Origin of the sequence: Flavobacterium sp. EDS (assembly GCF_020991525.1) — a bacterium.
GTDB lineage: Bacteria > Bacteroidota > Bacteroidia > Flavobacteriales > Flavobacteriaceae > Flavobacterium.
On record NZ_JAJMOZ010000007.1, the window covers coordinates 211,371 to 236,909 of the forward strand.

Here is a 25,539-nt window from a genome sequence, read left to right on the forward strand (position 1 = left end):
TTATATATTGTGTCTTAAATTTTTATTTTTTCTCTAAAAAAGTATCGATTCCAGCTTCATCCATTTGAACAACACGCCATTCTTCGAAGACTTTGGCTCCAGAGTTTTCATAGAATTTAACTGCAGGAGTATTCCAATCTAGTACATTCCATTCGACTCTTCTTACTTTGTCTTTTTTTGCCTGCTCCATTATTTTGGAATATAATGCCATTCCTAAACCAGATCCACGCATTTTGTCTTTAACAATTAAATCTTCTAAATGTATTGTTTTGCCTTTCCAGGTTGAAAATCGGTAATAGTATAAGGCAATTCCAACTATTTCGGCATCGACCTCGGCTACAAATACATGAAAAAGAGGATTTTCTCCAAAACCATCACGAACTAAATCGCTCTCTGTAACCAAAACTGCATCTGGTTCATTTTCGAATATGGCTAGTTCCTGAATTAAGCCTAAAACAGCTTTCATGTCATCAGGGTTTCCTTTTCTAATATTCATAAATTCTTATTATTAATGTATTTATATCTAAAATAATGGTTTTTTCGAACTTGATTGTTGCTTTTGATTAACAAATATACAATACGGACAAACTAACTAAATAATTTTTAAATCAATTTCACAAAAAAGGCGATATTTGTGACTTCAAAAAAAAATCTACAACGATATAGTATAATGGAAGAACGCAATAAAACACTAGGAGAGTTTATTATTGAGAACCAAAAAGCATTTCAGTATTCGTCGGGAGAGCTTTCCCGAATTATCAACTCTATACGATTGGCAGCCAAAGTCGTTAATTATAAAGTAAACAAAGCTGGTTTAGTTGACATCGTTGGCGCAGCTGGAGAGCAAAACATACAAGGAGAAGATCAGCAAAAATTGGATGTGTATGCAAATGAAGTTTTTATTCAAACTTTAATCAATCGTGAGATTGTTTGCGGAATTGCTTCAGAAGAGAATGATGATTTTATTACTGTTCAGGGGAGTGATAACAGTCATAATAATAAATATGTGGTTTTGATGGATCCGCTTGATGGATCTTCTAATATTGATGTAAATGTTTCTGTGGGAACTATTTTTTCAGTTTACAGAAGAATTACACCAATAGGGACACCAGTTACACTTGAAGATTTTTTGCAACCAGGAGTTAATCAAGTTGCAGCAGGGTATGTAATTTACGGAACTTCAACAATGTTGGTTTACACAACTGGACATGGAGTAAATGGATTTACGTTAAATCCTGCAATTGGAACATTCTATTTGTCACATCCAAATATGAAATATTCAAAAGATGGAAAAATTTACTCTGTTAATGAAGGGAACTACGTTCATTTTCCACAAGGAGTAAAAGATTATATTAAGTATTGTCAACATGAAGAAGACGACAGACCTTATACTTCGAGATATATCGGAAGTTTAGTTTCTGATTTTCATCGAAACATGATTAAAGGAGGAATTTATTTGTACCCAACAAGTAGCAAAGCGCCAAAAGGAAAGCTTCGTTTATTGTACGAATGTAATCCGATGGCATTTATAGCTGAGCAAGCAGGAGGGAAAGCATCTGATGGTTTTAATAGAATTATGGAGGTTAATCCGACTGAACTACACCAACGTGTTCCATTCTTTTGTGGAAGCTACAATATGGTCGAAAAAGCAGAAGAGTTTATGCTTAAAGCGGCTAAGTAATAAAAACAAAACCCGACTAGTTAATAGTCGGGTTTTGTTTTTTAATACCAGTCTCAGTTTTTAGTACCAGTTTTGGTACGGAACACCGTTACTGAATACTTTTATTTATTCATATTCTGCATTTCGAAAGTAAAAGTATCTAAATCTACTTTTTTATCTACTAATGAAAGTGCTTTTGCAATGATATAGTTTACGTTTCCAGGAGTAAATCCTAGTGCTAATCCAAATCTTCTTAGCATAATTTCTTGACTGTCCCCCATTTGGTGATCTACGTGTACCATACGAGCCAAATCGTATAAACGCTCTAAACGTTGAGAATACAAATAAGGTGCGTTTATTGGGTGTTTCATTGGGTCAGCAAGAATCTCTTTGTACTCTTCGTCTGAAATTTCTAATCGAGAAGCTAACTTGTCTAAAAAGGCTTTTTCTTCTTGGTTTGTTTTTCCATCAGCAAGGGCTACGCGAACAATAGCCGAAAAGTGACCTTTATTTCTTAGTTTAAATTCGCTATCAAATAAATCTGAAAATGACATAATTAATTGGTTTTTTGTATCACAAAGATAAATCTATTTTTAAATTATTAATTTTAATTTTTTTATAATTTTTACAATTCGAAAAACTACAATTTTAACTTATTTTTATTTAATCATTTTGGAGTAGCAATCTACCATTTTCAAAATTAATCGTAAGTTTACAGACCCTTTATCAATTAAAATTAAAATACTCATGTCAGATTTTTGGATTTATTTTCAAATAGGATTAAAACACGTTCTAGATATTCATGCATACGATCACGTAATGTTTTTAATGGCTTTAACTATTCCTTATTCGTTTAAGGATTGGAAAAGAATTTTATTGCTTGTAACCGTTTTTACTGTTGGTCACACATTAGCATTATTACTTTCAGTTTATGGAGTTATTACTATCAAAGTAAATATTATCGAATTTTTAATTCCGATAACGATTTTAATAACAGCCTTCTTTAATTTTTTTACAGCAGGGAAATCATCTAAAACAGAAAGTATTAATTTAGTATTTTTTATAACACTTTTCTTTGGAATAATTCATGGATTAGGATTCTCTAATTATTTTAAAACAATATTAGGAGGAAGTCCAACATCAAAATTGTTGCCTTTGGGAGAATTTGCATTGGGGATTGAGGCAGCTCAAATTATTGTAGTTTTTGTAGTTTTAATAATCTCATATATTGTTCAAACAATTTTTCGTTTTTCAAAACGTGATTGGACTTTAGCTATGTCGGCTTTTATAATAGGAGTTGTAATTCCGATGGTTATTGAGAGCGAAATATGGAATAGATAAAAATGGAAAAAGAAAAATTAAATAGATACGACAAAGCATATTTGCGAATAGCAAAAGAATGGAGTCTGTTGTCATATTGCAAACGCAAGCAAGTTGGTGCAATTATCGTAAAAGACCGAATGATTATCTCAGATGGTTACAATGGTACACCATCTGGATTTGGGAATTGTTGCGAGGACGAAGAGGGGTTAACGCGCTGGGATGTTTTGCATGCTGAAGCTAATGCTATTTTAAAAGTAGCGCGATCAACTCAATCTTGCGAAGGAGCAACGTTGTACATAACGCTTTCGCCTTGTAAAGAATGTAGTAAGTTGATTCATCAATCGGGAATAAAAAGAGTAGTCTACCAAAACGGATATCGTGATGATGCCGGAATCGAGTTTTTAATAAAAGCAGGTGTAGAAGTAGAGCATATTCCTGTATTAGAAGAGTAGAAGGTTGCTGTAATTTAAGAAGGCAGGATTACTTATGAAGAATACATTAGTTTGTTCTCATAAAACAAATATTAGCTACATATGAAATTCAATACTAAATATTTACCAATAGTTATTGGAGCAGCTTTGGCTCTAGGAACTGTACTTGGAAGCTTATTAAGTACCCCGGCACAGGATCAATTTTTGGCTAAAAACAACTCAAAGAATAAGCTGAATAAATTAATTGATTTCATTAATAATGAGTATGTTGATAGTGTAAATACAGATTCTATTGTTAATCTTACAGTCGATAATATTCTGTCAAAATTAGATCCTCATTCCGTTTATATTCCACCAAGTGAATTAGCAGAAGTTGCTGAGAGTATGAAAGGTGATTTTGTTGGAATTGGTGTGAATTTTTATATGTACAGAGATTCTGTGGCAATAATAAAACCAATAGAAAATGGACCTTCAGCAAAAGCAGGAATTCTGGCTGGAGATAGGATTTTATATGTTGGAAAAACTAAATTATTCGGGCGAAAACTTCCGTCAGATAGTTTATTTGCTAAATTAAAAGGAAAAAAAGGAACAGAGATAGAACTTACTGTTTATCGAAAATCAGAACAAAAGAAATTAAAAGTTAAAATAAAAAGAGATATTATTCCTATAAAGAGTGTTGATGTGTCTATTTTATTGGATAAAAACACGGGTTATATAAAGATAAACCGTTTTGCTGAAACAACTTACGCAGAATTTAAATCAGGCTTAACCAAGCTAAAGCAAAAGGGGATTCAGTCGTTAATTATCGATCTTCGTGACAACGGAGGAGGTTATATGGAAGAAGCCGTTGCAATTGCTGATGAATTCTTGAAAGACAAGCAGCTTATCGTTTTTACTAAAAATAAGAATGGAGATACAGAAAAAACATATGCTACAGGAAAGGGTAGTTTTGAAAATGGTAAAGTATCAGTATTGATTAATGAAAACAGTGCTTCGGCCAGTGAAATTTTAGCAGGGGCAATTCAGGATAACGACAGAGGAAATATAATAGGCCGTCGCTCGTTTGGAAAAGGATTGGTACAACGCGAAATGGATTTTAATGATGGATCGGCAGTTCGATTAACAGTTGCAAGATATTACACCCCAACTGGACGTTCTATACAAAAACCATATGACCATGGAAATGAAGATTATTTTAAAGAATCCGATTCTCGTTTTAGTAATGGAGAATTATATAGTAAGGACAGTATTAAGGTTGTCGATTCGTTAAAATATAAAACGCCAAAAGGTAAAATTGTTTATGGTGGTGGCGGTATTGTGCCAGATGTTTTTGTGCCTATCGAAATAGAACATGGCACTGAAGGTGCTGCTTATTTATTGCAAACTGGAATTGTTGGACATTTTGTTTTTGAACAATTGGATAAAAATAGAAAAGCATTTTCGGGATTGAATTACCAAGAATTCGTTGTGAAAATGAAGTCAACAGATGAATATTTTAATTCTTTCCAGAAGTATCTTCTTAAAAATGGATTGAATTTAAAATTAGAAAAAAACAAAGCGATAATTAATCGTTATATTACGGCCGAATTTGCCAGACAATTGTATGGTGAGATTTATTACTACGATGTCATTCTTAAAAATGATGCAATGATTAAGGCTGTTTTGAATCAGAAAAAATAATTCTAATTTTTTTAAAATGGAAATAAATACTATTGTAAATGCTGAAATCGAGCTATTAACTGCTGTCAAAAATGCAGATGTTTTGGCTCTGGAAAAATTTCTTCACGATGATTTGTTGTTTAATTTACCAGATGGACAAACAATCACTAAGGAGATCGATTTAGATTCATATCGTTCAGGTAAAATGGAAATCGAAGTACTAGAAGCATCAGATCAAATTATTAGTGTAATTGGTGATACTGCTGTTGTAGGAGTCACTGTTTTATTAAGAGGGAAATATGATGATAAGCCCTTAGATGGAATTTTTAGATACGGTAGAGTTTGGAAACAATTTGATGAGAATGTAAGAGTTATTGCTGGTAGTTGTATGCAATTGAAGTAGAATTAGTAATAGTTCAATGGTAAAATATAAAAGATGAGAAATGCCAAAAAAATAAGTTTCCTGTTGGTCTTAATGGCTTTTGTAATTTCTTGTGCTACTATGAAAGACAAGGATACTATTTCAGGGAAAGTTGAATCTATTGAGCTTGGTAAAGATGGATATACTGCTAAGATTAAGTCAGATAAAAATGAAATTTATTATGCTATAATAAGTATTGTAAATCTTGGCGGTCCAGAAAACTACAAGAAATTAAAAGAAGGAGATGAGGTTTTCTTAAAAGGAGATATTTGGAAAACCGATACGGAGAAACATATAAAAGTAAAAGAAATTGTTTCTGTAAAATAAGTTAGCACTAAAACATTAAAAATTTTGAATCATTAAGAGATTAAGTTTATAAAGCGCCTAAAGTTTAATCTTTCTTAATCTCTTAATGGTTAAAATAAAAAAAAACGGATGTTTTAAAAGATTATCGCGTACTATCGTGCGCATGAGTCTGTACACCGTTATTCCATAGCGTTAAGATGTCGGTAGCAACGGCAGCACCACTTCCTGCGGCAATAGATAGTTGGCTTCTCCAGCCAGCCAGAGTACCAATAACATAGACTCCTTCAGTAACTTTGTGATCAATGTTTTTTAACTGAATTCGTTGTTTTTCGGGAAGTGCTTTTTTGTGGGGTTCAATATATTGAGTTAAACCTTCGATAGCAAAAGTATTTGCAGAACCAATTCCAACAACTATTATTTTAGTTTTGTATGTGCTTTTGTTGGTGGTAATTAAAAACTCAGGATATTCACCTTCGATTTTTATTACTTTTTCATTTGGTATTTGTGTAATATGTGGGTATTCCTGATTTAGATGCTCAGTACTTTCAGATAATAATTCAGAACCTAATTTTCCAGGTGGAATACCGTAAGCGTTGTTGAAAAGAGCATCTTGGAGAGAAGAGCTTTTTTGATGCGTAAAAACCCCAATTTTTTTATCAATGGCAAAAGGTTTGTTTTGTGCAGATCCTAAAACAAGTGCACAGGACATACTTGATACGCCACCGCCAATAATTAAAACGTCAAACATATTACTGTTGATCGTTCATTTTTTCTTCTATTTTTTTAGAAATTCTAAAAATCAAAAGAATTAGTACGGCACAAAATGAAGCAGCGATTCCAATAAAAGCTACCATGCTGTCTCCTTGTAGGGGATTTTGAAAATCCAGCAAAGTAATATTGAAAATAATCAAGGCTAATGCTAAAAGCACTAATATGGAAGTAAAAATTTTCATAGTATAACTATTTATTTCTAAATGATTAAAAGAAGTATTTAAAAGTCGAAAATATTGTTTTGGAGTTTCCGCAAACGAGAATTTCTATTTTTAAGTATTTCTAGAGGGTAAATTTATGAAAATTAATTTTAGACAAACAAACCTTTAACATTAGCTGCGAATAATTTAACAGCAATAGCTAAAAGTACGACTCCAAATGTCTTACGAACCACGCCAAGTCCGTTTTTTCCTAGCATTTTTTCGATTTTTGAAGATGATTTTAAAACAATATATACAAGAGTTATATTAAGTATAATTGCGATTACAATATTTATAGTGTGAAATTGTGAACGTAATGATAGTAGCGTGGTCATCGTTCCGGCTCCTGCGATTAAAGGAAAGGCTAGCGGAACAATAGATGCGGAACTAGCTTCTTCATCACGATATATATGGATTCCTAATATCATTTCTAAAGCAAGAAAAAACAAGACAAAAGATCCTGCTACAGCAAAAGAATGTACATCGATACCGATTATTTTTAAGAATCCTTCTCCAATAAAAAGGAAGATGATCATTATTAAACCAGCAACTATTGATGCTTTTTCGGATTCTATATGTCCAACTTTTGACCTTAGGTTAACAATAATAGGAATAGAACCAACAATATCAATTACAGCAAAGAGTACCATTCCGACAGTAATTATTTCTTTTAAGTCTATTTCTAGCATTTGTTTTTATTTAAGAGTTAAACATGGGCAAAGGTAAAAAATAAATGGATTTTTTTAACAAATTAGCTTTAATCTGTTATTTTTTGTTATAAAAATGCGTTTTCATAGCTCCTGTGTGATCTTTGTAACAAGATACGGTTTTGTTTCGTTAATTAGGTAGTAAGAATTGAAACGCTTTTTTTTGGTTCATTTTATCTTACCGGCATCGAGATAGATTGATTACCTTTGCATTTTATAATTCAGTACACTATATATCATGTTTCAATTAGGAAAAACTATCATTTCTGAGGATATTCTTGAAAAAGAATTTGTTTGTAATTTATCTGCTTGCAAAGGTGCTTGCTGTGTCGATGGCGATGCTGGGGCTCCGTTAAGCGAAGAAGAGACGAAGATTTTGGAGGAAATTTATCCAAAAGTAAAGCCGTTTTTACGTAAAGAAGGAATTGCTGCTATCGAAGCACAAGGAGCTTGGATTAAAGGTACTGATGGTGATCTTGAAACACCATTGATTGATAATAAAGATTGTGCATATGTGATTTTCGATGGAAAAACTGCGCTTTGTGGTATCGAACAAGCATATAATCAAGGAATCGTAAGCTGGAAAAAGCCAGTTTCATGTCATTTGTATCCAATTAGAGTAAAAGATTTTACCGAGTTTGCAGCAGTAAATTATGATAAATGGGATATTTGCGACGCAGCCTGTTCTTTAGGTAAAGAGCTTGAGGTTCCTGTTTATAAATTTGTTAAAGAAGCTTTAATTCGCAAGTTTGGTGAAGATTGGTATGCGGAGCTTGAAAAAGTTGCACATGACCTAAAGCGCTCTTAAGATTTAACTTATTTTTCATAATTAAATAAGCCTAGGATTACAATAAAAAGAATTGCAAATTATTTTAAAAATAGATTTTAAAATTTTATAAATAAGTCTTGCATTTTATTTTAAAAATCCTATATTTTACGGTTGTTAATGTGAATTTGGTAAGATTTAACTATTTCATTTTCAATAAGTTAATAATTGTATGAAAATTATTCTGTTTTTAGCGCTTTGTTAAAAACTAGAGCCGATTGTGAATAAGTTTGGCTTTTATTTTAGCCAACAAATGACAATCTTTGTAGTCTACAGAAATGGATGAAAATTCATTGATTTTTTTTAAAATAAAACACAACAACAATGTCACAAGTCGAACCAATTTTACAAGAAAATAAGAACCGTTTCGTAATTTTTCCAATCAAACACCATGACATTTGGGATTGGTATAAGAAGATGGAAGCGAGTTTTTGGACTGCTGAGGAAATTGATTTACATCAAGACTTGAATGATTGGAATAACAAGTTGTCAGATGATGAAAGATATTTCGTTAAGCACATATTAGCATTCTTTGCTGCATCAGACGGAATCGTAAATGAAAACCTTGCTGAGAACTTTGTAAACGAAGTACAATATGCAGAGGCTAAATTTTTCTATGGTTTTCAAATCATGATGGAAAATATTCATAGCGAAACGTATTCACTTCTTATTGATACTTATGTAAAAGATGAAGCTGAAAAAGATCAGTTGTTTAATGCGCTAGATGTTTTTCCTGCAATTGCAAAGAAAGCAAATTGGGCACTAAAATGGATCGAGTCTGATTCGTTTGCGGAGCGTTTAATTGCTTTTGCAGCGGTAGAAGGGATCTTCTTCTCAGGTGCTTTCTGTTCTATTTTCTGGTTGAAAAAACGCGGTTTAATGCCAGGTTTGACATTCTCAAACGAATTAATTTCTCGTGATGAAGGAGTTCATTGTGATTTTGCAGTGCATTTACACAATCACCACTTAATAAACAAAGTTCCAAAAGATAGAATCAAAGAAATTATTGTTGATGCTTTAGATATCGAGAGAGAATTTGTAACAGAATCTCTTCCTGTAAGTTTAATTGGTATGAATGCAGTTTTAATGACGCAATATTTAGAATTTGTTGCGGATAGATTACTTGTTGAGCTAGGTTGCGACCGAGTTTATGGTTCATCAAACCCGTTTGACTTTATGGACATGATCTCACTTCAAGGAAAAACTAATTTCTTTGAAAAAAGAGTTTCAGAATATCAAAAAGCAGGAGTGATGAATAGCAGCTCAGCTGGAGATAGCGATTCGCAAAAAATTAGCTTTGATGCAGATTTTTAGACGACTGTAGATTTTAGTGAACCACGCACTAAGATAAAAAAATTAAGAAACGAGGGTTTCTATAACTAAACAATTTAAAGGTTGGATCTCTTTTCCCAAATCGAAGATTCAAATGGTATTACTGACTAATTTTTGATCTATATTTTTAGATTAAGAACAGGCAAACTATTGGGAAGCTACTAACTCCTAAATTAATTATAAAACACACAATGTTTAAGTGCGGGAATTCATTATTTCTGTGTCTTTCATTTTTTCAATAACAATAAAAAAGTAAGCTTATGTACGTAATAAAGAGAGATGGTCGTAAGGAGCCAGTAATGTTTGATAAGATTACAGACAGAATCAAAAAATTGTGTTACGGGTTAAATGAACTTGTAGATCCTGTTAAGGTAGCCATGCGCGTTATTGAGGGATTGTATGATGGAGTTTCGACTTCAGAGCTGGATAATCTTGCTGCCGAAACTGCGGCTTCTATGACTATTGCGCATCCAGATTATGCTCAATTAGCTGCTCGTATCGCTGTTTCTAATTTACATTCTAATACGACAAAATCTTTCTCAGAGACGATGACGGATATGTATAATTATGTTAATCCAAGAACAGGAAAAGAGGCTCCTTTGTTAGCAGATGATGTTTACGAAGTAATTAAGAAAAACTCACAGGTTCTAGATTCAACAATTATTTATAACCGTGATTTTAATTACGATTATTTTGGATTTAAAACTTTAGAACGTTCTTATTTATTAAAAATAAATGGGAAAATTGTAGAGAGACCACAACATATGTTGATGCGTGTTTCTATAGGGATCCATAAAGATGATATTGAGTCTGCGATTGAAACGTATGAATTAATGTCTAAAAAATTCTTTACTCATGCTACGCCAACGTTATTTAATTCAGGAACGCCAAAACCACAAATGTCATCTTGTTTCTTATTAACAATGAAAGATGATAGTATTGATGGAATCTACGATACGTTAAAACAAACAGCTAAGATTTCACAATCTGCAGGAGGTATTGGTTTAGCAATACATAATGTAAGAGCAACTGGATCTTATATCAGTGGAACTAATGGAACTTCTAATGGTATTGTTCCAATGTTACGTGTGTATGATATGACAGCTCGTTATGTTGATCAAGGTGGCGGAAAACGTAAAGGAAGTTTTGCTATGTACATTGAGCCTTGGCATGCTGATATTTTTGATTTCTTAGATTTGAGAAAAAACCACGGTAAGGAAGAAATGAGAACACGTGATTTATTTCTTGGAATGTGGATTCCAGATTTATTCATGAAGAGAGTTCAAGAAGATACGACTTGGACATTAATGTGTCCTAATGAATGTCCAGGATTATCAGATGTACACAGCGAAGAATTTGATGCTTTGTATTTAAGTTATGAAGCAGCTGGAAAAGGAAGAAAAACAATCAAAGCAAGAGAAATTTGGGAAAAAATTCTTGAATCTCAAGTAGAAACTGGACTTCCGTATATGTTGTATAAAGATGCAGCAAATCGTAAATCAAACCAAAAGAATTTAGGAACAATCCGTTCATCGAATTTATGTACGGAAATTATTGAGTACACATCTCCGGATGAAGTTGCAGTTTGTAACCTAGCTTCGATTTCATTACCAATGTTTGTTGAGAATGGAAAATTTGATCATCAAAAATTATATGATGTTACTAAACGTGTAACATTCAACTTAAATAAGGTAATTGACAGAAACTATTATCCAGTAAAAGAAGCAGAGAATTCTAACGTTCGTCATAGACCGATTGGTTTAGGAGTTCAAGGACTTGCGGATGCTTTTATTATGTTAAGAATGCCATTTACAAGCGATGATGCAAAACAATTGAATCAAGAAATTTTTGAAACATTATATTTTGCTGCCGTAACTGCATCTATGGAATTGGCTAAAGTTGAAGGTGCATATTCTACATTTAAAGGGTCTCCAATGTCAAAAGGAGAATTCCAATACAATATGTGGGGAATGAAAGACGAAGAATTGTCAGGACGTTGGGACTGGGCTTCATTGCGTAAGGAAGTTGTTGAGCACGGTGTTCGTAACTCTTTATTAGTTGCGCCAATGCCTACTGCATCTACTTCTCAGATTTTAGGGAATAACGAAGCTTTTGAGCCATATACATCAAATATCTATACAAGAAGAACGCTTTCTGGAGAATTCATTGTAGTAAATAAACATTTACTTCATGATTTAGTAGAAAGAGGTTTGTGGAACGAAACATTGAAGCAAGAGATTATGCGTCATAATGGATCAGTTCAAAATATTGATGGAATTCCAGTTGATCTTAAAGAATTGTATAAAACAGTTTGGGAAATGTCTATGAAAGATATTTTAGATATGTCGCGTCAAAGAGGTTATTTTATTGACCAGTCGCAATCATTAAACTTGTTTATGCAAGATGCAAACTATTCTAAACTTACATCGATGCATTTCTATGCATGGCAATCAGGTTTAAAAACAGGAATGTATTACTTGAGAACAAAATCGGCTGTAGATGCAATTAAATTTACATTAAACAACGATAAAAAAGAAGAAATTGCACCAGTTGCTAAAGCACCGGTTGCAGTTTTAGCTCCAGAAGTTGAGCCAATAAACGTAGAGGATTATAAAGCAATGCTATTAAAAGCTCAAGCAGCAGGTCCGGATGATTGTGAAATGTGTGGATCGTAATAATTTTTAGAAGAAAAAAAATAGAATAAAGAGGAAAGATTTATTCTTGGTTAATAGAAAGCAGTTATCGTAAGGTAGCTGCTTTTGTTTTTTACTGCATCTGTCATTTTTGTAATATTAAAGATTGTGTGAAGTGTTGTTTGAAAGTTTTTTCATCGGAAATTGTTTTGAAGTGAAAATTAATGAAATAATTGGGCTTGATGAATGGAAGAAAATAATTGTTTAAATTTGTAAAAAAGAATAGTAATGAGTTATCCGGTTTTACAAATTGCACATAAAATTATTGCACATACAGACGCTAGTCAGGGAGAGATTATTTCTAATTTAAAACTGCAAAAAATACTGTATTATATGCAGGGTTTTTTTATAGCTGTATATGATAAGAAATTATTTGAAGAAGAATTTGAAGCTTGGCAATATGGTCCTGTTGTGAGGGATATGTTTGACCATTTTAAAGATTTTGGTTCAGGAGCCATCACTCTAAATGAAGATGTGCAAATTATTGAATTGACTGAGGAAGAAAATGAATTGTTTAAGGAAGTAATGACCGAATTTGGGCAATTTTCTGCCATAAAGTTGATGGAAATGACACATGCAGAATTGCCATGGAAGAAAATTTTTCATGAAAACCCCCAAGGAGAAATCTCTTATGACTTGCTGAGAGAGTATTTTAAAACTCAAATCATCGAGTAGATGGGAAAAATTAAAAAGAGAGATATTAGGGAAAGTAAAATAACAGTTCCTACTCAAAATAATACTGAATTAAACTATCCAATTTTTTGCTTCAAGTATTTGCAGACAGAGCCTAATAAGGATTTTAAGTTTTATGCTGATTTTATTGAGAGATTAAAAAAGTTGTCTAATCTAACTTGGAATCAGATAAATGTAGCGCAAAAGCATGGCTTTGGAACCGAAAAAATACCTGTTAGACAAATAAAGCCAGACTTGCCTAAATTTGTTTCACCAGATGTAACAGATTTAACGGTTTTTAGAGCAAATGGAGATAATAGACCTTTTTTAGGATTAAGAAATCAGAATGTTTTTCATATAATATTCTTGGAAGAGAAGTTTGGAGACATCTACAATCACTAATTAGCAATTACTTAAATCGCATTTTAAGACCGATTTATTTAAATATCTTACAAAATCGAGCTTATTTGTTAAGAAATCCTTTTTTGTTTCATAAAAAGCATTATTTTTTTTGGTGCGGTAAAAATAATTTATACATTCGCAGAGAATTTATTGAAAAACACAAACAAAATGTCAAGCAACCGTTTTTATTTTAGCAACTCTTTTTATTTCTTCTTTAGTAGAAGTGAGGATTGTGCTATGGTTATTTGAGAAAATTTAAAAGACAAATAAAACTAATATACAATCCTGATGCAAATCAGGATTTTTTTTTGAGTATATGACAACAAAAATTGCAATACAAGGTATTAAAGGTTCATTTCACCATCAAGTAGTGAATGAGTATTTCGTTGAAAACGTGGATATTGACGAGTGTTTGTCATTCGAGGAATTAATTGATAGCTTACTTTCTGGAAAATCAGATCAGGCTGTAATGGCTATCGAAAATTCAATTGCGGGACCAATTATTCCGAATTATGCTTTGATAGATAAGAATAATTTACACATAATTGGAGAGCATTATTTAAATATTTCTCAGAATTTAATGGGGTTAAAAGGTCAAAAAATAGAGGATATTACAGAGGTTCATTCACATCCGATGGCATTATTACAATGTATGGATTTCTTGAAAAAATATCCAAATGTTAAATTGGTAGAGGATAAAGATACTGCTGAAACTGCAAGAAGAATTCAGGAAAAACAATTAACTGGAATCGCAGCAATTGCAAGTAAAACGGCTTCAATTATGTATGATTTAGAAATTTTGGCACCAGAAATTCAGACAATCAAAAACAACATGACTCGTTTTGTAATCATTAAGAAAGAAAATTCTTTTTTACCAAAAAATGAGATCAACAGAGCATCGATTAAATTCGAATTAAATCATAAACGTGGCAGTTTAGCAGCGGTTTTGAATGTAATGAGCGATTGCAAACTGAATTTAACAAAAATTCAATCGTTGCCAAAAATAGAGACACCTTGGAAATATTCATTTTTCGTAGATGTAACTTTTGAAGATTACGAAGATTATGCAAAGGCAAAATCACTAATTCAAATTATGGCTGAGTACTTTAAAGTTTTAGGTGAGTATAAAAACACAAAACCTTTAAGCGGGTCATAAGCTCAGAAAATCGAAAGTTAGAAAGTCAAAAGAAAAGTATAAAGCTTTCGGCTCAAAGCCCAAAGCTAATAAAATATAAAATTGAACCATGATTACAACAGCAAAAAGATTAGATGTCGTAGAAGAATACTACTTTTCTTCAAAGCTTAGAGAAGTAAGACAACTACAATCAGAAGGCAAGCCAATTATCAATATGGGAATTGGAAGTCCAGATTTAAATCCTTCTAAAGCAGTTATCGAAGCAATAGTTTCGGCAATGCAAGATGAGAATGCACATCAATATCAAAGTTATCAGGGATTGCCAGAATTGAGAAAAGGAATGGCCGATTTTTATCAGAATAATTACAATGTTGCTTTAAACCCAACTAATGAAATTTTACCATTGATGGGATCTAAAGAAGGGATCATGCATATTTCATTGGCTTTCCTGAATGAAGGAGATCATGTTTTAATTCCGAATCCAGGATATCCAACATATACTTCGGTAACCAATTTGGTTGGAGCAGTTCCAGTTTATTATGACTTAAAAGAGAACACTAATTGGGAGCCAGATTTTGAAGCTTTAGAAAAATTAGATCTTTCGAAAGTAAAGATTATGTGGTTGGGCTACCCTCATATGCCTACTGGGGCAAGAGGAAGTTTAGAGTTATTTGAAAAATTGATTGCTTTTGCTAAAAAACATAACATTTTATTGATTAATGATAATCCGTATAGTTTTGTTTTAAATGATAAACCAATGAGTTTATTACAAGTTGAAGGAGCAAAGGATGTAGCATTAGAACTGAATTCACTGAGTAAGACCTTTAATATGGCAGGATGGAGAGTTGGGATGGTTTTAGGAAATCCTGAAATTATAGATGCTGTCTTGAAAGTAAAAAGTAATATGGACAGCGGTATGTTTTACGGAATCCAGAAAGGAGCAATTGCAGCGTTAAATTGTGATGAATCATGGTTTGAAGATCAAAATAAGATTTACAGACGCCGTCGTGAATTAACAGAAAAGTTAGCAGAAAAGTTAGACTGCAAAGTTTATAAAGAAGGAGTTGGACTTTTTGTTTGGGCAAAACTTCCAGAAGGAATTGAATCATCAGAAAAGTTCATTGACCAAATATTATATGAGAAACATATTTTCATAACGCCAGGAACAATTTTTGGTAGCAATGGTGAAGGATATATCAGATTCTCGTTGTGTGTGAAAGAAGAAAAAGTACAAGAGGCAATAGATAGATTTTAGATTGTCAGGTTGAGCGAAGTCGAAACCCTTTTGGTTTTCATAAGCCTTCGACTCCGCTCGAGATGACAGAATTTTAAATCTAGAACGAAAAGATCTTGAAAAAATGAAAAATTTAGCCCTGATGGGAGCGGTATCCTTTTTATAGCTTCTTTAGCTAGAAAAAGATAGAGCCGGACAGCAGGCCCCGATAGCTATCGGGAAGCTTCAAATAAAAAATAAAAAATGAATATACACGTAATAGGAATAGGGTTAATAGGAGGTTCAATGGTTTTAGATATCAAAGAATTATATCCAAATGCTACTATTTACGGAATTGATAATAACGAAGCGCATCTGCAAGAAGCAATTGCGTTAGGAGTTATCGATAAAGCGTCGACTTTCGATGATTTGGGAACTGCTGATTTTGTGATTGTTTCAGTTCCTGTAGATGTTGCGCTTACCGTTTTGCCTAAAGTTCTGGATGTAATTGGAGAGAATACAATTGTTTTTGAAGTAGGTTCTACTAAAAAACCAATTTGTGAGGCAGTTGCGAATCATCCGAGAAGAAGAAACTTTATTGCTACTCATCCGATTGCAGGAACAGAGTTCTCCGGACCTTCCGCAGCAATAAAAGGGCTTTTTAAAGGTAAAACGAATATTATTTGCGAGGTGGAGAAAACCACTTTTAAATTACAGGAAAAGGCTTTACAGCTTTTTACAGCAATAGGAATGCGCATACGATATATGGATCCAACATCGCATGATAAACATATTGCTTATGTGTCGCATTTGTCTCATATAAGTTCATTTATGCTAGGAAAGACAGTTATTAATAAGGAGAAAGACGAACAGGATATTTTTGATATGGCGGGAAGTGGATTTGAAAGTACCGTTCGTTTGGCAAAAAGTTCACCAGCAATGTGGACGCCAATTTTTAAACAAAATAAAAAACAGGTAATCGAAACCCTGGAAGAATATATACTAAATCTTACCCAGTTTAAAGACTTACTGGTTGCAGATGATTATAATGCCATTTATGAGGAAATGGAAAGTGTGAATAAAATAAAAGAAATATTAAACGGAATTACTACTAAAAAATAAACTAAAGAAAAGATGGAAAATAAGAAAGAAATGAGAAATTGGTTAGAAGCATTCAAATTAGATCATCCACTAGTAATAGCAGGACCTTGTAGTGCTGAAACTGAAGAGCAAGTGTTAAAAATTGCACATGAATTAAAAGATTCTGATGTGAGTATATTCAGAGCTGGAATCTGGAAACCAAGAACACGTCCAGGAGGATTTGAGGGTGTAGGAGAAATTGGATTGAAATGGTTACAAAAAGCTAAAGCTGAAACTGGTTTATTAATGGGAACTGAAGTTGCAACTGCAGCACATTGTAAATTGGCTTTAGAGCATGATATTGATGTTTTATGGGTTGGAGCTCGTACAACAGCAAATCCATTTGCAGTTCAGGAAATTGCAGATACGTTAAAAGGAACAGATAAAATCGTTTTGATTAAAAACCCTGTCAACCCAGATTTATCTTTGTGGTTAGGTGGTGTAGAGCGTTTACATATGGCTGGAATCGAAAAACTAGGTGTAATACATAGAGGGTTTTCGACTTACGAAAAAACAAAATACAGAAACATTCCAGAATGGCAGATTGCTATCGAATTACAAAATAAATTCCCTGATTTACCTTTAATTATTGATCCATCTCATATTACAGGAGATCGTAAAATGATTCTTGAAGTGACGCAAGAAGCTTTAGATTTAAATTATGATGGTATGATTATCGAAACTCATACTGATCCGGATAATGCTTGGAGTGATGCTGCACAACAAGTTACACCAGATGCTTTGAAACAAATTTTCAAAGATTTGAGAGTAAGAAAAACGGATGATAAAACAGATGAATATAGCCAAAAAATGTCGAAATTAAGAGCTAATATCGATGTCTTAGATGCTAATTTATTAGATTTATTAGGAAAACGTATGAAAGTTGCTGACGAAATTGGTCAGGTGAAAAAAGATGCAAACGTTGCTATTCTTCAAAACAACCGTTGGAATGAAATTTTAGGAAAAATGATTCTTGAAGGGGAGAAAAAAGGATTGTCAGAAGAATTTGTACTTAAAATGTTCAAAGCAATTCACCAAGAAAGTATTAGTCACCAAGAGAGAATTCTTAACGCATAATCTGTTTTAAACCATATAAGAGATATAAGTTCATATAAGGATTTGTAAGCATTAAACTTAAATGTTTTTATATTAATTGAATGGTAAATAATTCTCGAAAATAGAATCTCCATCGCTTTTAAGAAAGTGGTGGGGATTTTTTAATTTATACTTGAGGTTAAAAACTTTGAACTTTAAACTTTAAACGAAAAACAATCATTTATCTTTGCAAAGATTTTGGTTTTGAATCTAAAAACTAAAATCAGAATATCTAAAATTAAAAAATGACAGGAACCGTTTACAAATCTACAGGGAGTTGGTACACCGTAAAATCCGAAAGTGGCGATTTTATAGAGTGTAGAATGAAAGGAAAGTTTAGGATGAAAGGTATTAAGAGTACCAATCCTATAGCTGTAGGCGACGTTGTGGATTATGAACTCGAAGAAAGTTCAGATACTGTAACAGGAACGATTCATAATATTCACGAAAGAAAGAATTATATTGTTCGTAAATCCGTGAATTTATCTCATCAGATGCATATTATTGCATCTAATATTGATTGTGTATTTTTATTAGTAACAATTAATAATCCACCAACAACATTTAATTTTATCGACCGTTTCTTGGTTACAGCTGAGGCATATGGTATCGAAACTATTTTGATTTTTAATAAAATTGATACGTTTGATGAAGCCACGCTTGATGAACAATTGTATATGCAATATGTATACGAGCAAATAGGATACAAATGTTTGCGTATTTCATCAACAGAAGGAAAAGGTGTTGAAGAGTTAAAAGGAATGATGATTGGTAAGGTAACAATGTTCTCTGGGCATTCAGGGGTTGGTAAGTCAACTCTTGTAAATGCTATGGAACCTAGTTTGCATCTTAAAACAAAAACGATTTCGACAGCGAGTAAACAAGGACAGCATACAACAACATTTGCAGAAATGTTTGACTTGTCTTTTGGTGCACGTATCATTGATACACCAGGTATTAAAGGTTTTGGTATTGTTGATATGGAAAAAGAAGAAGTGAGTGGTTATTTTCCTGAATTTTTTAAATTAAAAGATCAGTGTAAATTTAATAATTGCTTACATAAAGATGAACCTCATTGTGCTATAAAAGCTGCTTTGGAAAGAGATGAAATTGCTTGGTCACGTTATAATAGTTATCTTAAAATTTTAGAAGGCGAAGACGAACATTATCGTACAGATATTCATAATGAAGATCGCGCTGCCAGTGATGAAACAAGAAAGTAAAAATGGATTAATGTCCGATGTCTTAAAGTTAATTTTATCTGGACTTTAAGTTTATCATAATTATTTCTACGAAATGAATTCACAATTTATAATTTATAATTCACCAGTATTTTGAGAGTTGTTCTTCAAAGAGTTTCTTCAGCTTCGGTAGTGGTTGATGATAATAAAGTAGCCGATATCCAAAAAGGGTTACTTGTTTTTGTAGGTATTGAAGATGCCGATACACAAGAAGATATTGATTGGTTGGCTGGAAAAATAATCAAAATAAGAATCTTTAACGACGAAAATGATGTCATGAACTGTTCTGTTCAGGATATCAATGGCGAAATTATAGTTGTTAGCCAGTTTACACTTCATGCTGGAACAAAAAAAGGGAATCGTCCTTCATACATAAAAGCTTCTAAACCCGACATTGCAATTCCACTTTATGAAAATTTTGTGGCTACTTTAAAGAAGGAATTTGGAAGTAAAATTCAGACAGGAATTTTTGGTGCAGATATGAAAATCAGTCTGTTAAATGACGGCCCTGTGACAATAATTATAGATAGTAAAAACAGGGAGTAAAAAGAGTAAGTATTTGTTAAATATCTCTAAAAATGATATATATTTGGCGAAATTACTTATTAAATGAAATTGATTTTCCGTTTTTTATTTCTTGTTTTATTTTCATTTTCTTCTATTGCTCAAAAGATTGAATATAACGCTATTGGTATTTCTGATAGTCTTAAGGAAAATGCAAATGCTGTTATCCGTTTAAATCAGATAGACATCGTGATTGCTTCTCAAAGAAGTATGAAAACGATACAAAAAAGAGTTATAACTGTTTTTAACGGAAAAGGTTTAAATGCTATTGATGCCATTGAGTATTATGATAAATCTACTACGGTTAAAAATATCGAAGCTACTGTGTATGATGCGCAAGGCAAAGAATTAAAGAAGATAAAACGTAGGGATTTTAGTGATGAAAGTGTAATAAGTGGAGGAACTATTTTCTCTGATAGTCGTTATATTTATTTAGATTACACACCAATTCAATATCCTTTTACTTTAGTATACGAAAGTGAAGTTGAAACTTCGGCAACTGCTTTTCTCCCTAAATGGTATCCTATTGACAATTATAATACAAGTGTAGAAAGAAGCATCTTGAATGTGACCTATCCTAATAATTTGGGATTCAAAAAAAAAGAATTTCAATTGTCAGGATTTGATATAAAAAAGACTACAGATACAAATACTCAGATATCTTACGTAGCTACTAATATATTAGCTCAAAAAAATGAAGATTATAGTCCTTCATTTAATGAAATCTATCCTTATGTCATGATGGGGCTTGAAAGCTTTCATCTCGAAGGAGTAGATGGAAATGCAACCACATGGCAAGCCTTTGGGAAATGGTATGCGGATAAAATTTTATTAGGCACAACAATTTTGCCAGATGCAACCAAAACTAAAATAAAGGAATTGGTAGGTGATGAAAAAGATCCAGTGAAAAAAGCAAAAATTGTTTATGACTATGTACAAAAAAAATCAAGATATGTAAATATTGCCATTGGTATTGGTGGATGGAAACCAATGTTGGCTAATGATGTGGATCGTTTAGGTTATGGAGATTGCAAAGCATTAACAAACTATACAAAGGCGCTTTTAGAGGTGGTTGATGTTCCTTCTTATAATACAATTTTATATGGAGATAGTTCTAAAACTGATATAGATTCAGACTTTGTTTCTATGCAAGGAAATCATATGATGTTATCAATTCCTAATGGAGACAAGTATATTTGGCTTGAATGCACAAGTCAAGTTGATCCTTTTGGGTATCAAGGTACTTTTACAGATGATAGGAATGTCTTAATAATTAAGCCAGAAGGAGGGGAAATTGTTAGAACTAAGATTTATGAAGATAAAGGTAATACTCAAATAGCTAAAGGAGTTTATACTATTGATGAGAAAGGTGATTTTTCAGGTTCTATAGCAATTGCTTCAGAAGGAGCTAGATACGGCTCTAAAGCAAGAGTTGAGACTTTGCTACCCAACGAAAAAGAGGCGTATTATAAAGAATATTGGAGTAATATTGATAATCTGAAATTAGTAAAAATAAACTTAAGTAATGATAAGGAAAATATTCGTTTTACTGAAGGTATTCAGGTAAGCGCAATAAATTATGGAAGGATTACTAATGACAAAATGATATTTCCGATAAATCCCTTTAATAGATATAATGGAAGTGTCAATCGTATTAGAAATAGGAAAACACCATTTCAGTTGCAGCGGGGTTATTTGTTTGCTAATGAAATTGAGATTAACCTTCCTGCTGGTTTTGCTATTGAATTTTTACCTTCAACTTTTGAATTAAAAGGTAAATTCGGAGAATATAAAACAGAAATCATTAAAACGGACAACAATAAACTAATATATAAAAGGAAGATGCTTCTCAATAACGGGAAATATTCTAATAAAGAATACGATGAATATCGCCTTTTTATAGAGCAGATTAACAAAAATGATAATGCCAAAATTATACTAACCAAGAATTAACCTATGAAAATTAACCAATTAACTATCGTCTTTTTCGTTGTATTTTCTTTTTCGAAAATCACAGCACAAGAATTTAAATTAGGAAAAGTATCCGTCGCAGAATTAGAAGAAAAAGCACATGCTAAAGACACTTCGGCTGTTGCAGCAATCTTATATAGAAAGGGAGTTTCTCGTGTTGAATATAGCATGAATGAGGGGTTCGTAATGATGACTAATGTTGAATGTCGAATTAAAATTTATAAAAAAGAAGGGTACAATTGGGCAAATCAAAATGTATCCTATTATGTAGGAGATAAAATGTCGAGAGAAAGTGTTACTTTTTCGGATGCCGTAACTTATAATTTGGTTGCTGGTAAAATAGAAAAAGTAAAATTAAAAAGTGATGGTGTATTTGATGAGAATGTAGATAAATATCGTAATCAGAAAAAAATAACAATGCCTAATGTAAAAGAAGGATCTGTTATTGAGTATAAATACACTATAAAATCTCCAAGTATAGGATCAATGAGAGATTGGTATTTTCAAACCTCTATACCTGTAAATTATTCAGAATTCACAACACGTATTCCAGAGTATTATGTTTTTAATGCTAAGCAAAAAGGATATATTTTTCCAGTAGTTACAGTTGATAAAGAAACGGCTTCTATTGTGTTTGTAAATAAAGAAAGGTCCGAGCCAGGGGGATTTGGATATGCAATGAAAACTACTTTTTCAAATGAAAAAGTAGATTATGTGGAAACTAAAACTACTTATATTGCTAAGAATTTACCAGCGATGAAAGAAGAAGGTTATGTTAATAATATATACAACTATACTTCGGCTATAGAGCATGAATTGTCTGTGAAGAAATTTCCAAATGTACCTATCGAATTATTTTCAGCAGATTGGAATTCAGTTGTCAAAACAATATATAATTATGATAGTTTTGGGCCAGAATTAAATAAAACAGGATATTTTGAAGATGATTTAAAAGTGTTACTAACAAATGTAAATACTCAAGATGAGAAAATTAAGGCTATACTTAACTTTGTAAAATCGAGAGTTAACTGGAACGGATATTCTGATTACGGATGCGATAATGGAGTTAAAAAAGCATATAAGGAGAAAACAGGTAATATAGCAGATATAAATCTTATGTTGACAGCTATGTTGCGTTTTTCAGGATTAAAAGCAAACCCAGTTTTAGTGAGTACTCGCTCTAACGGAATTGCAATGTTTCCTAATCGAACGGCTTTTAATTATGTAATTGCAGCTGTAGAAACGGATAAAGGTGTTATTTTGTTAGATGGGTCAAGTAAATTTTCTACTCCTAACGTTTTGCCTTTTAGAGCTTTAAATTGGATGGGAAGATTAATACGTAAAGACGGAACTTCTGAGGAAGTTGATTTAATGCCTAATAAACAGTCATTTGATAATATCGCGATTAATTATAGTGTGACTCCAGAGGGAGGTGTCGTAGGTAAGACAAGAAGACAGTACACGGATTATAATGCAATGATATTTAGAAATAATGTTGATAATGTTAAAGAGGATTCTTACTTAGAAAAGTTAGAAAATGAGAATGACAAAATTGAAATAAGTGAATATAATAGATTAAACGAAAAAGAATTTGAGTTGCCTACTGTCGAAAATTTTTCATTTACAGGTTCTAATTTATGTGAAGTTATAGGTGGGAAAATTTATATAAGTCCAATGTTATTTTATACTCAAAAGGAAAACCCATTTAAGCAAGAAAAGAGAGAATATCCTGTAGATTATGGTTTTCCTTCATCTGATAAATATAATATAACAATTCAAATTCCTGATGGTTATATGGTAGAGTCACTTCCTGAGCCAGTTGCAATAGCTATGGAAGATAATCTAGGGGCGTTTAAATTTATGGCTGCTGTCAGTCAGAATACTTTACAATTGGTGGTTACACATCAGATAAATGCAGCCATTATACCAGCAGAATATTATTCGATGTTGCAAGGATATTACAAAGGAATGGTTGATAAAGTGAACGAAAAAATAGTTTTAAAAAGAATATAAAAAATGGATTTAAAAAACGCGCAACTAGATGTTGACACTTGGATAAAGGAACACGGAGTTAGATATTTTAATGAGCTAACCAATATGGCGCAGCTTACTGAGGAAGTAGGGGAAGTAGCTAGGATTATTGCACGTCGATATGGTGAGCAATCTGAAAAAGAAAGCGATAAGAACAAAGATCTTGGTGAAGAATTAGCCGATGTAGTTTTTGTAGTTTTATGTTTAGCAAATCAAACAGGAATTGATTTGCAGGCTGCTTTTGATAAAAAAATGGATTTAAAGTCTATTCGAGATAAAGACCGTCATAAAAACAACGATAAATTAAAATAATGTGATAAGTTAAGGTAAAGCTTTGGAGTATCCTTTTTTTAAAATAAATTTGCCAAAACGCATAAAAACAATCACCCTACAATGAATTTACTATTAAAAACATCTCAAGCTAATTTACAAGGACAAATTGCAGTAACAGGCTCCAAAAGCGAAACAAATCGATTGTTGTTGTTGCAGGCTTTGTTTCCCAATATTAGTTTAGCAAATACATCAAATTCTGATGATAGCGAAGTAATGCAAAAAGCATTAGTTGGTAATGAGGAAATAGTAGATATTCATCATGCAGGAACAGCAATGCGTTTTTTAACGGCATATTTTGCAGTTAATGAAGGTAGAGAAGTTGTAATGACAGGCTCAAGCAGAATGCAGGAACGCCCGATTAAGATTCTTGTTGAAGCTTTGGCTCAGTTAGGCGTAGAGATTTCATACTTAAAAGACGAAGGATATCCTCCAATTCGAATTAAAGGAAAGAGAATAACAGCCTCAAAAGTTACTTTAGCTGCCAACGTAAGTAGTCAGTATATATCAGCATTATTGCTTGTAGCACCTAAATTAGAAAATGGTTTAGAATTGACTTTAGAAGGAGAGATTACTTCTATACCTTATATTAAAATGACTTTGGCTTTGCTTAATGATTTAGAAATCCAGACTAGTTTTGAAGGAAATGTAATTAAAGTATATCCAAAAGCAGAGGTGGTTACAAAAGAAATGGTTGTTGAGTCAGATTGGAGTTCAGCTTCATACTTTTTTAGTTTGGTTGCTCTTGCTGATACAGCCTCGATCACCCTTAGTAGTTACAAAGAAGATAGCTTGCAAGGAGATTCTGCATTGACATCGATTTACGAGAAAATGGGAGTTCAAACTACATTTCAGGATAATAAAATGACTTTGGTAAAACAGACTGATTTTAAATTTGAAACTGTAAATTTCGAGCTAAACAATACTCCAGACATTGCGCAAACTATTGTAGTTACTTGTTTAGGTTTAGGGATAGGTTGTCATTTAACGGGTTTACATACTTTAAAAATTAAAGAAACAGACAGACTTGAAGCGTTAAGAATAGAACTAACTAAATTGGGAGCTGCTATTTCGGTTACCAATGATAGTTTAACACTTATTGCTACAAATGAGATTAATCCAAATGTAAAAATTGCTACTTATAATGACCATCGTATGGCGATGGCATTTGCTCCACTAGCATTAAAAGTGCCAATAATTATAGAAGAAGCAGGGGTAGTTTCTAAATCGTATCCAGATTTTTGGAAAGATTTAACAAATTTAGGATTTGAGACAGCAGAAATAGTTGCGTAATAATCAATGTTTACGGCTAAAAACAGGAATAAACTTTGAAGTTTGTAATTTTTAAACTAAATAAAAGCCAAAAGACTTGACAACGCCTATCTCACAGTCGTATATTTGCACTCTAAATAAATA

26 protein-coding genes are annotated in these 25,539 nt (G+C 32.4%); 21 read left to right on the top strand and 5 right to left on the bottom strand.

Annotated features, from left to right (window positions below):
- Positions 1–22: 22 nt before the first annotated feature.
- Positions 23–496: a GNAT family N-acetyltransferase gene (locus tag LPB87_RS12315; protein ID WP_230728084.1), complete on the bottom strand. Its 474-nt coding sequence runs from the start codon at positions 494–496 to the stop codon at positions 23–25.
- A 174-nt stretch (positions 497–670) separates the two neighbouring features.
- Between LPB87_RS12315 and fbp the strand changes: the two genes are divergently transcribed.
- The gene (fbp, locus tag LPB87_RS12320) at positions 671–1,681 is read left to right on the top strand and encodes a class 1 fructose-bisphosphatase (RefSeq protein WP_129540693.1); all 1,011 of its coding nucleotides are present in this window, start codon (positions 671–673) and stop codon (positions 1,679–1,681) included.
- A gap of 101 nt (positions 1,682–1,782) precedes the next feature.
- Here fbp and LPB87_RS12325 read toward each other — a convergent pair whose 3' ends face one another.
- Positions 1,783–2,214: a TerB family tellurite resistance protein gene (locus tag LPB87_RS12325; protein WP_129540694.1), complete on the bottom strand. Its 432-nt coding sequence runs from the start codon at positions 2,212–2,214 to the stop codon at positions 1,783–1,785.
- 193 nt (positions 2,215–2,407) lie between these two features.
- Between LPB87_RS12325 and LPB87_RS12330 the strand changes: the two genes are divergently transcribed.
- The 5 genes from LPB87_RS12330 to LPB87_RS12350 all read left to right on the top strand — a co-directional run bounded on the left by LPB87_RS12330 (position 2,408) and on the right by LPB87_RS12350 (position 5,821).
- Positions 2,408–3,001 carry a HupE/UreJ family protein gene (locus tag LPB87_RS12330; protein ID WP_230728085.1) on the top strand — a complete coding sequence of 198 codons (594 nt, stop codon included), beginning with the start codon at positions 2,408–2,410 and terminating at the stop codon, positions 2,999–3,001.
- 2 nt (positions 3,002–3,003) lie between these two features.
- On the top strand, positions 3,004–3,435 hold the full coding sequence (locus tag LPB87_RS12335; RefSeq protein ID WP_129540695.1) for a dCMP deaminase family protein: 432 nt from the start codon (positions 3,004–3,006) through the stop codon (positions 3,433–3,435).
- A gap of 81 nt (positions 3,436–3,516) precedes the next feature.
- Positions 3,517–5,094: a S41 family peptidase gene (locus LPB87_RS12340; protein ID WP_230728086.1), complete on the top strand. Its 1,578-nt coding sequence runs from the start codon at positions 3,517–3,519 to the stop codon at positions 5,092–5,094.
- 16 nt (positions 5,095–5,110) lie between these two features.
- On the top strand, positions 5,111–5,476 hold the full coding sequence (locus LPB87_RS12345; RefSeq protein WP_230728087.1) for a nuclear transport factor 2 family protein: 366 nt from the start codon (positions 5,111–5,113) through the stop codon (positions 5,474–5,476).
- A gap of 33 nt (positions 5,477–5,509) precedes the next feature.
- A complete protein-coding gene (locus tag LPB87_RS12350; RefSeq protein ID WP_230728088.1) occupies positions 5,510–5,821 on the top strand; it encodes a hypothetical protein in 312 nt (103 codons plus the stop codon).
- Positions 5,822–5,942: 121 nt separating this feature from the next.
- Here LPB87_RS12350 and LPB87_RS12355 read toward each other — a convergent pair whose 3' ends face one another.
- The 3 genes from LPB87_RS12355 to LPB87_RS12365 form a co-directional block, all read right to left on the bottom strand.
- Positions 5,943–6,548: an FAD-dependent oxidoreductase gene (locus LPB87_RS12355; protein ID WP_129540699.1), complete on the bottom strand. Its 606-nt coding sequence runs from the start codon at positions 6,546–6,548 to the stop codon at positions 5,943–5,945.
- A 1-nt stretch (position 6,549) separates the two neighbouring features.
- Positions 6,550–6,753, bottom strand: coding sequence for a hypothetical protein (locus LPB87_RS12360; RefSeq protein WP_129540700.1), 204 nt, complete (start codon positions 6,751–6,753; stop codon positions 6,550–6,552).
- A gap of 128 nt (positions 6,754–6,881) precedes the next feature.
- Positions 6,882–7,460, bottom strand: coding sequence for a MarC family protein (locus LPB87_RS12365; protein ID WP_129540701.1), 579 nt, complete (start codon positions 7,458–7,460; stop codon positions 6,882–6,884).
- 256 nt (positions 7,461–7,716) lie between these two features.
- Here LPB87_RS12365 and LPB87_RS12370 point away from each other — a divergent pair, with 256 nt between their 5' ends.
- The 15 genes from LPB87_RS12370 (at position 7,717) to LPB87_RS12440 (ending at position 25,416) form a co-directional block, all read left to right on the top strand.
- On the top strand, positions 7,717–8,286 hold the full coding sequence (locus LPB87_RS12370; RefSeq protein WP_129540702.1) for a DUF3109 family protein: 570 nt from the start codon (positions 7,717–7,719) through the stop codon (positions 8,284–8,286).
- A 342-nt stretch (positions 8,287–8,628) separates the two neighbouring features.
- A complete protein-coding gene (locus LPB87_RS12375; protein ID WP_129540703.1) occupies positions 8,629–9,618 on the top strand; it encodes a ribonucleotide-diphosphate reductase subunit beta in 990 nt (329 codons plus the stop codon).
- Between the two features lie 278 nt (positions 9,619–9,896).
- Complete coding sequence (locus tag LPB87_RS12380; RefSeq protein WP_129540704.1) at positions 9,897–12,311, top strand: ribonucleoside-diphosphate reductase subunit alpha; 2,415 nt, start codon at positions 9,897–9,899, stop codon at positions 12,309–12,311.
- Positions 12,312–12,557: 246 nt separating this feature from the next.
- Entirely contained in the window at positions 12,558–13,004 is a 447-nt protein-coding gene (locus LPB87_RS12385; RefSeq protein WP_129540705.1) for a type II toxin-antitoxin system antitoxin SocA domain-containing protein, read from the top strand.
- Positions 13,005–13,403, top strand: coding sequence for a hypothetical protein (locus tag LPB87_RS12390; protein WP_230728089.1), 399 nt, complete (start codon positions 13,005–13,007; stop codon positions 13,401–13,403).
- A gap of 316 nt (positions 13,404–13,719) precedes the next feature.
- Complete coding sequence (locus LPB87_RS12395) at positions 13,720–14,559, top strand: prephenate dehydratase (protein ID WP_230728090.1); 840 nt, start codon at positions 13,720–13,722, stop codon at positions 14,557–14,559.
- A gap of 88 nt (positions 14,560–14,647) precedes the next feature.
- Positions 14,648–15,793, top strand: coding sequence for an aminotransferase class I/II-fold pyridoxal phosphate-dependent enzyme (locus LPB87_RS12400; RefSeq protein WP_129540707.1), 1,146 nt, complete (start codon positions 14,648–14,650; stop codon positions 15,791–15,793).
- Positions 15,794–16,015: 222 nt separating this feature from the next.
- Complete coding sequence (locus LPB87_RS12405; RefSeq protein ID WP_129540708.1) at positions 16,016–16,873, top strand: prephenate dehydrogenase; 858 nt, start codon at positions 16,016–16,018, stop codon at positions 16,871–16,873.
- A gap of 12 nt (positions 16,874–16,885) precedes the next feature.
- A complete protein-coding gene (locus LPB87_RS12410; protein ID WP_129540709.1) occupies positions 16,886–17,968 on the top strand; it encodes a bifunctional 3-deoxy-7-phosphoheptulonate synthase/chorismate mutase type II in 1,083 nt (360 codons plus the stop codon).
- A 263-nt stretch (positions 17,969–18,231) separates the two neighbouring features.
- Entirely contained in the window at positions 18,232–19,209 is a 978-nt protein-coding gene (gene rsgA / locus LPB87_RS12415; RefSeq protein WP_129540710.1) for a ribosome small subunit-dependent GTPase A, read from the top strand.
- Between the two features lie 111 nt (positions 19,210–19,320).
- Positions 19,321–19,773 (top strand): D-aminoacyl-tRNA deacylase, encoded by a 453-nt coding sequence (gene dtd / locus LPB87_RS12420; RefSeq protein WP_230728091.1) that lies wholly within the window; start codon positions 19,321–19,323, stop codon positions 19,771–19,773.
- Between the two features lie 63 nt (positions 19,774–19,836).
- Positions 19,837–21,744 (top strand): DUF3857 domain-containing protein, encoded by a 1,908-nt coding sequence (locus tag LPB87_RS12425; RefSeq protein ID WP_230728092.1) that lies wholly within the window; start codon positions 19,837–19,839, stop codon positions 21,742–21,744.
- Between the two features lie 3 nt (positions 21,745–21,747).
- Positions 21,748–23,775 carry a DUF3857 domain-containing protein gene (locus LPB87_RS12430; RefSeq protein ID WP_230728093.1) on the top strand — a complete coding sequence of 676 codons (2,028 nt, stop codon included), beginning with the start codon at positions 21,748–21,750 and terminating at the stop codon, positions 23,773–23,775.
- Positions 23,776–23,778: 3 nt separating this feature from the next.
- Complete coding sequence (locus LPB87_RS12435) at positions 23,779–24,105, top strand: nucleotide pyrophosphohydrolase (protein WP_041518431.1); 327 nt, start codon at positions 23,779–23,781, stop codon at positions 24,103–24,105.
- An 81-nt stretch (positions 24,106–24,186) separates the two neighbouring features.
- Positions 24,187–25,416 carry a 3-phosphoshikimate 1-carboxyvinyltransferase gene (locus LPB87_RS12440; protein ID WP_129540713.1) on the top strand — a complete coding sequence of 410 codons (1,230 nt, stop codon included), beginning with the start codon at positions 24,187–24,189 and terminating at the stop codon, positions 25,414–25,416.
- Positions 25,417–25,539: the final 123 nt, after the last annotated feature.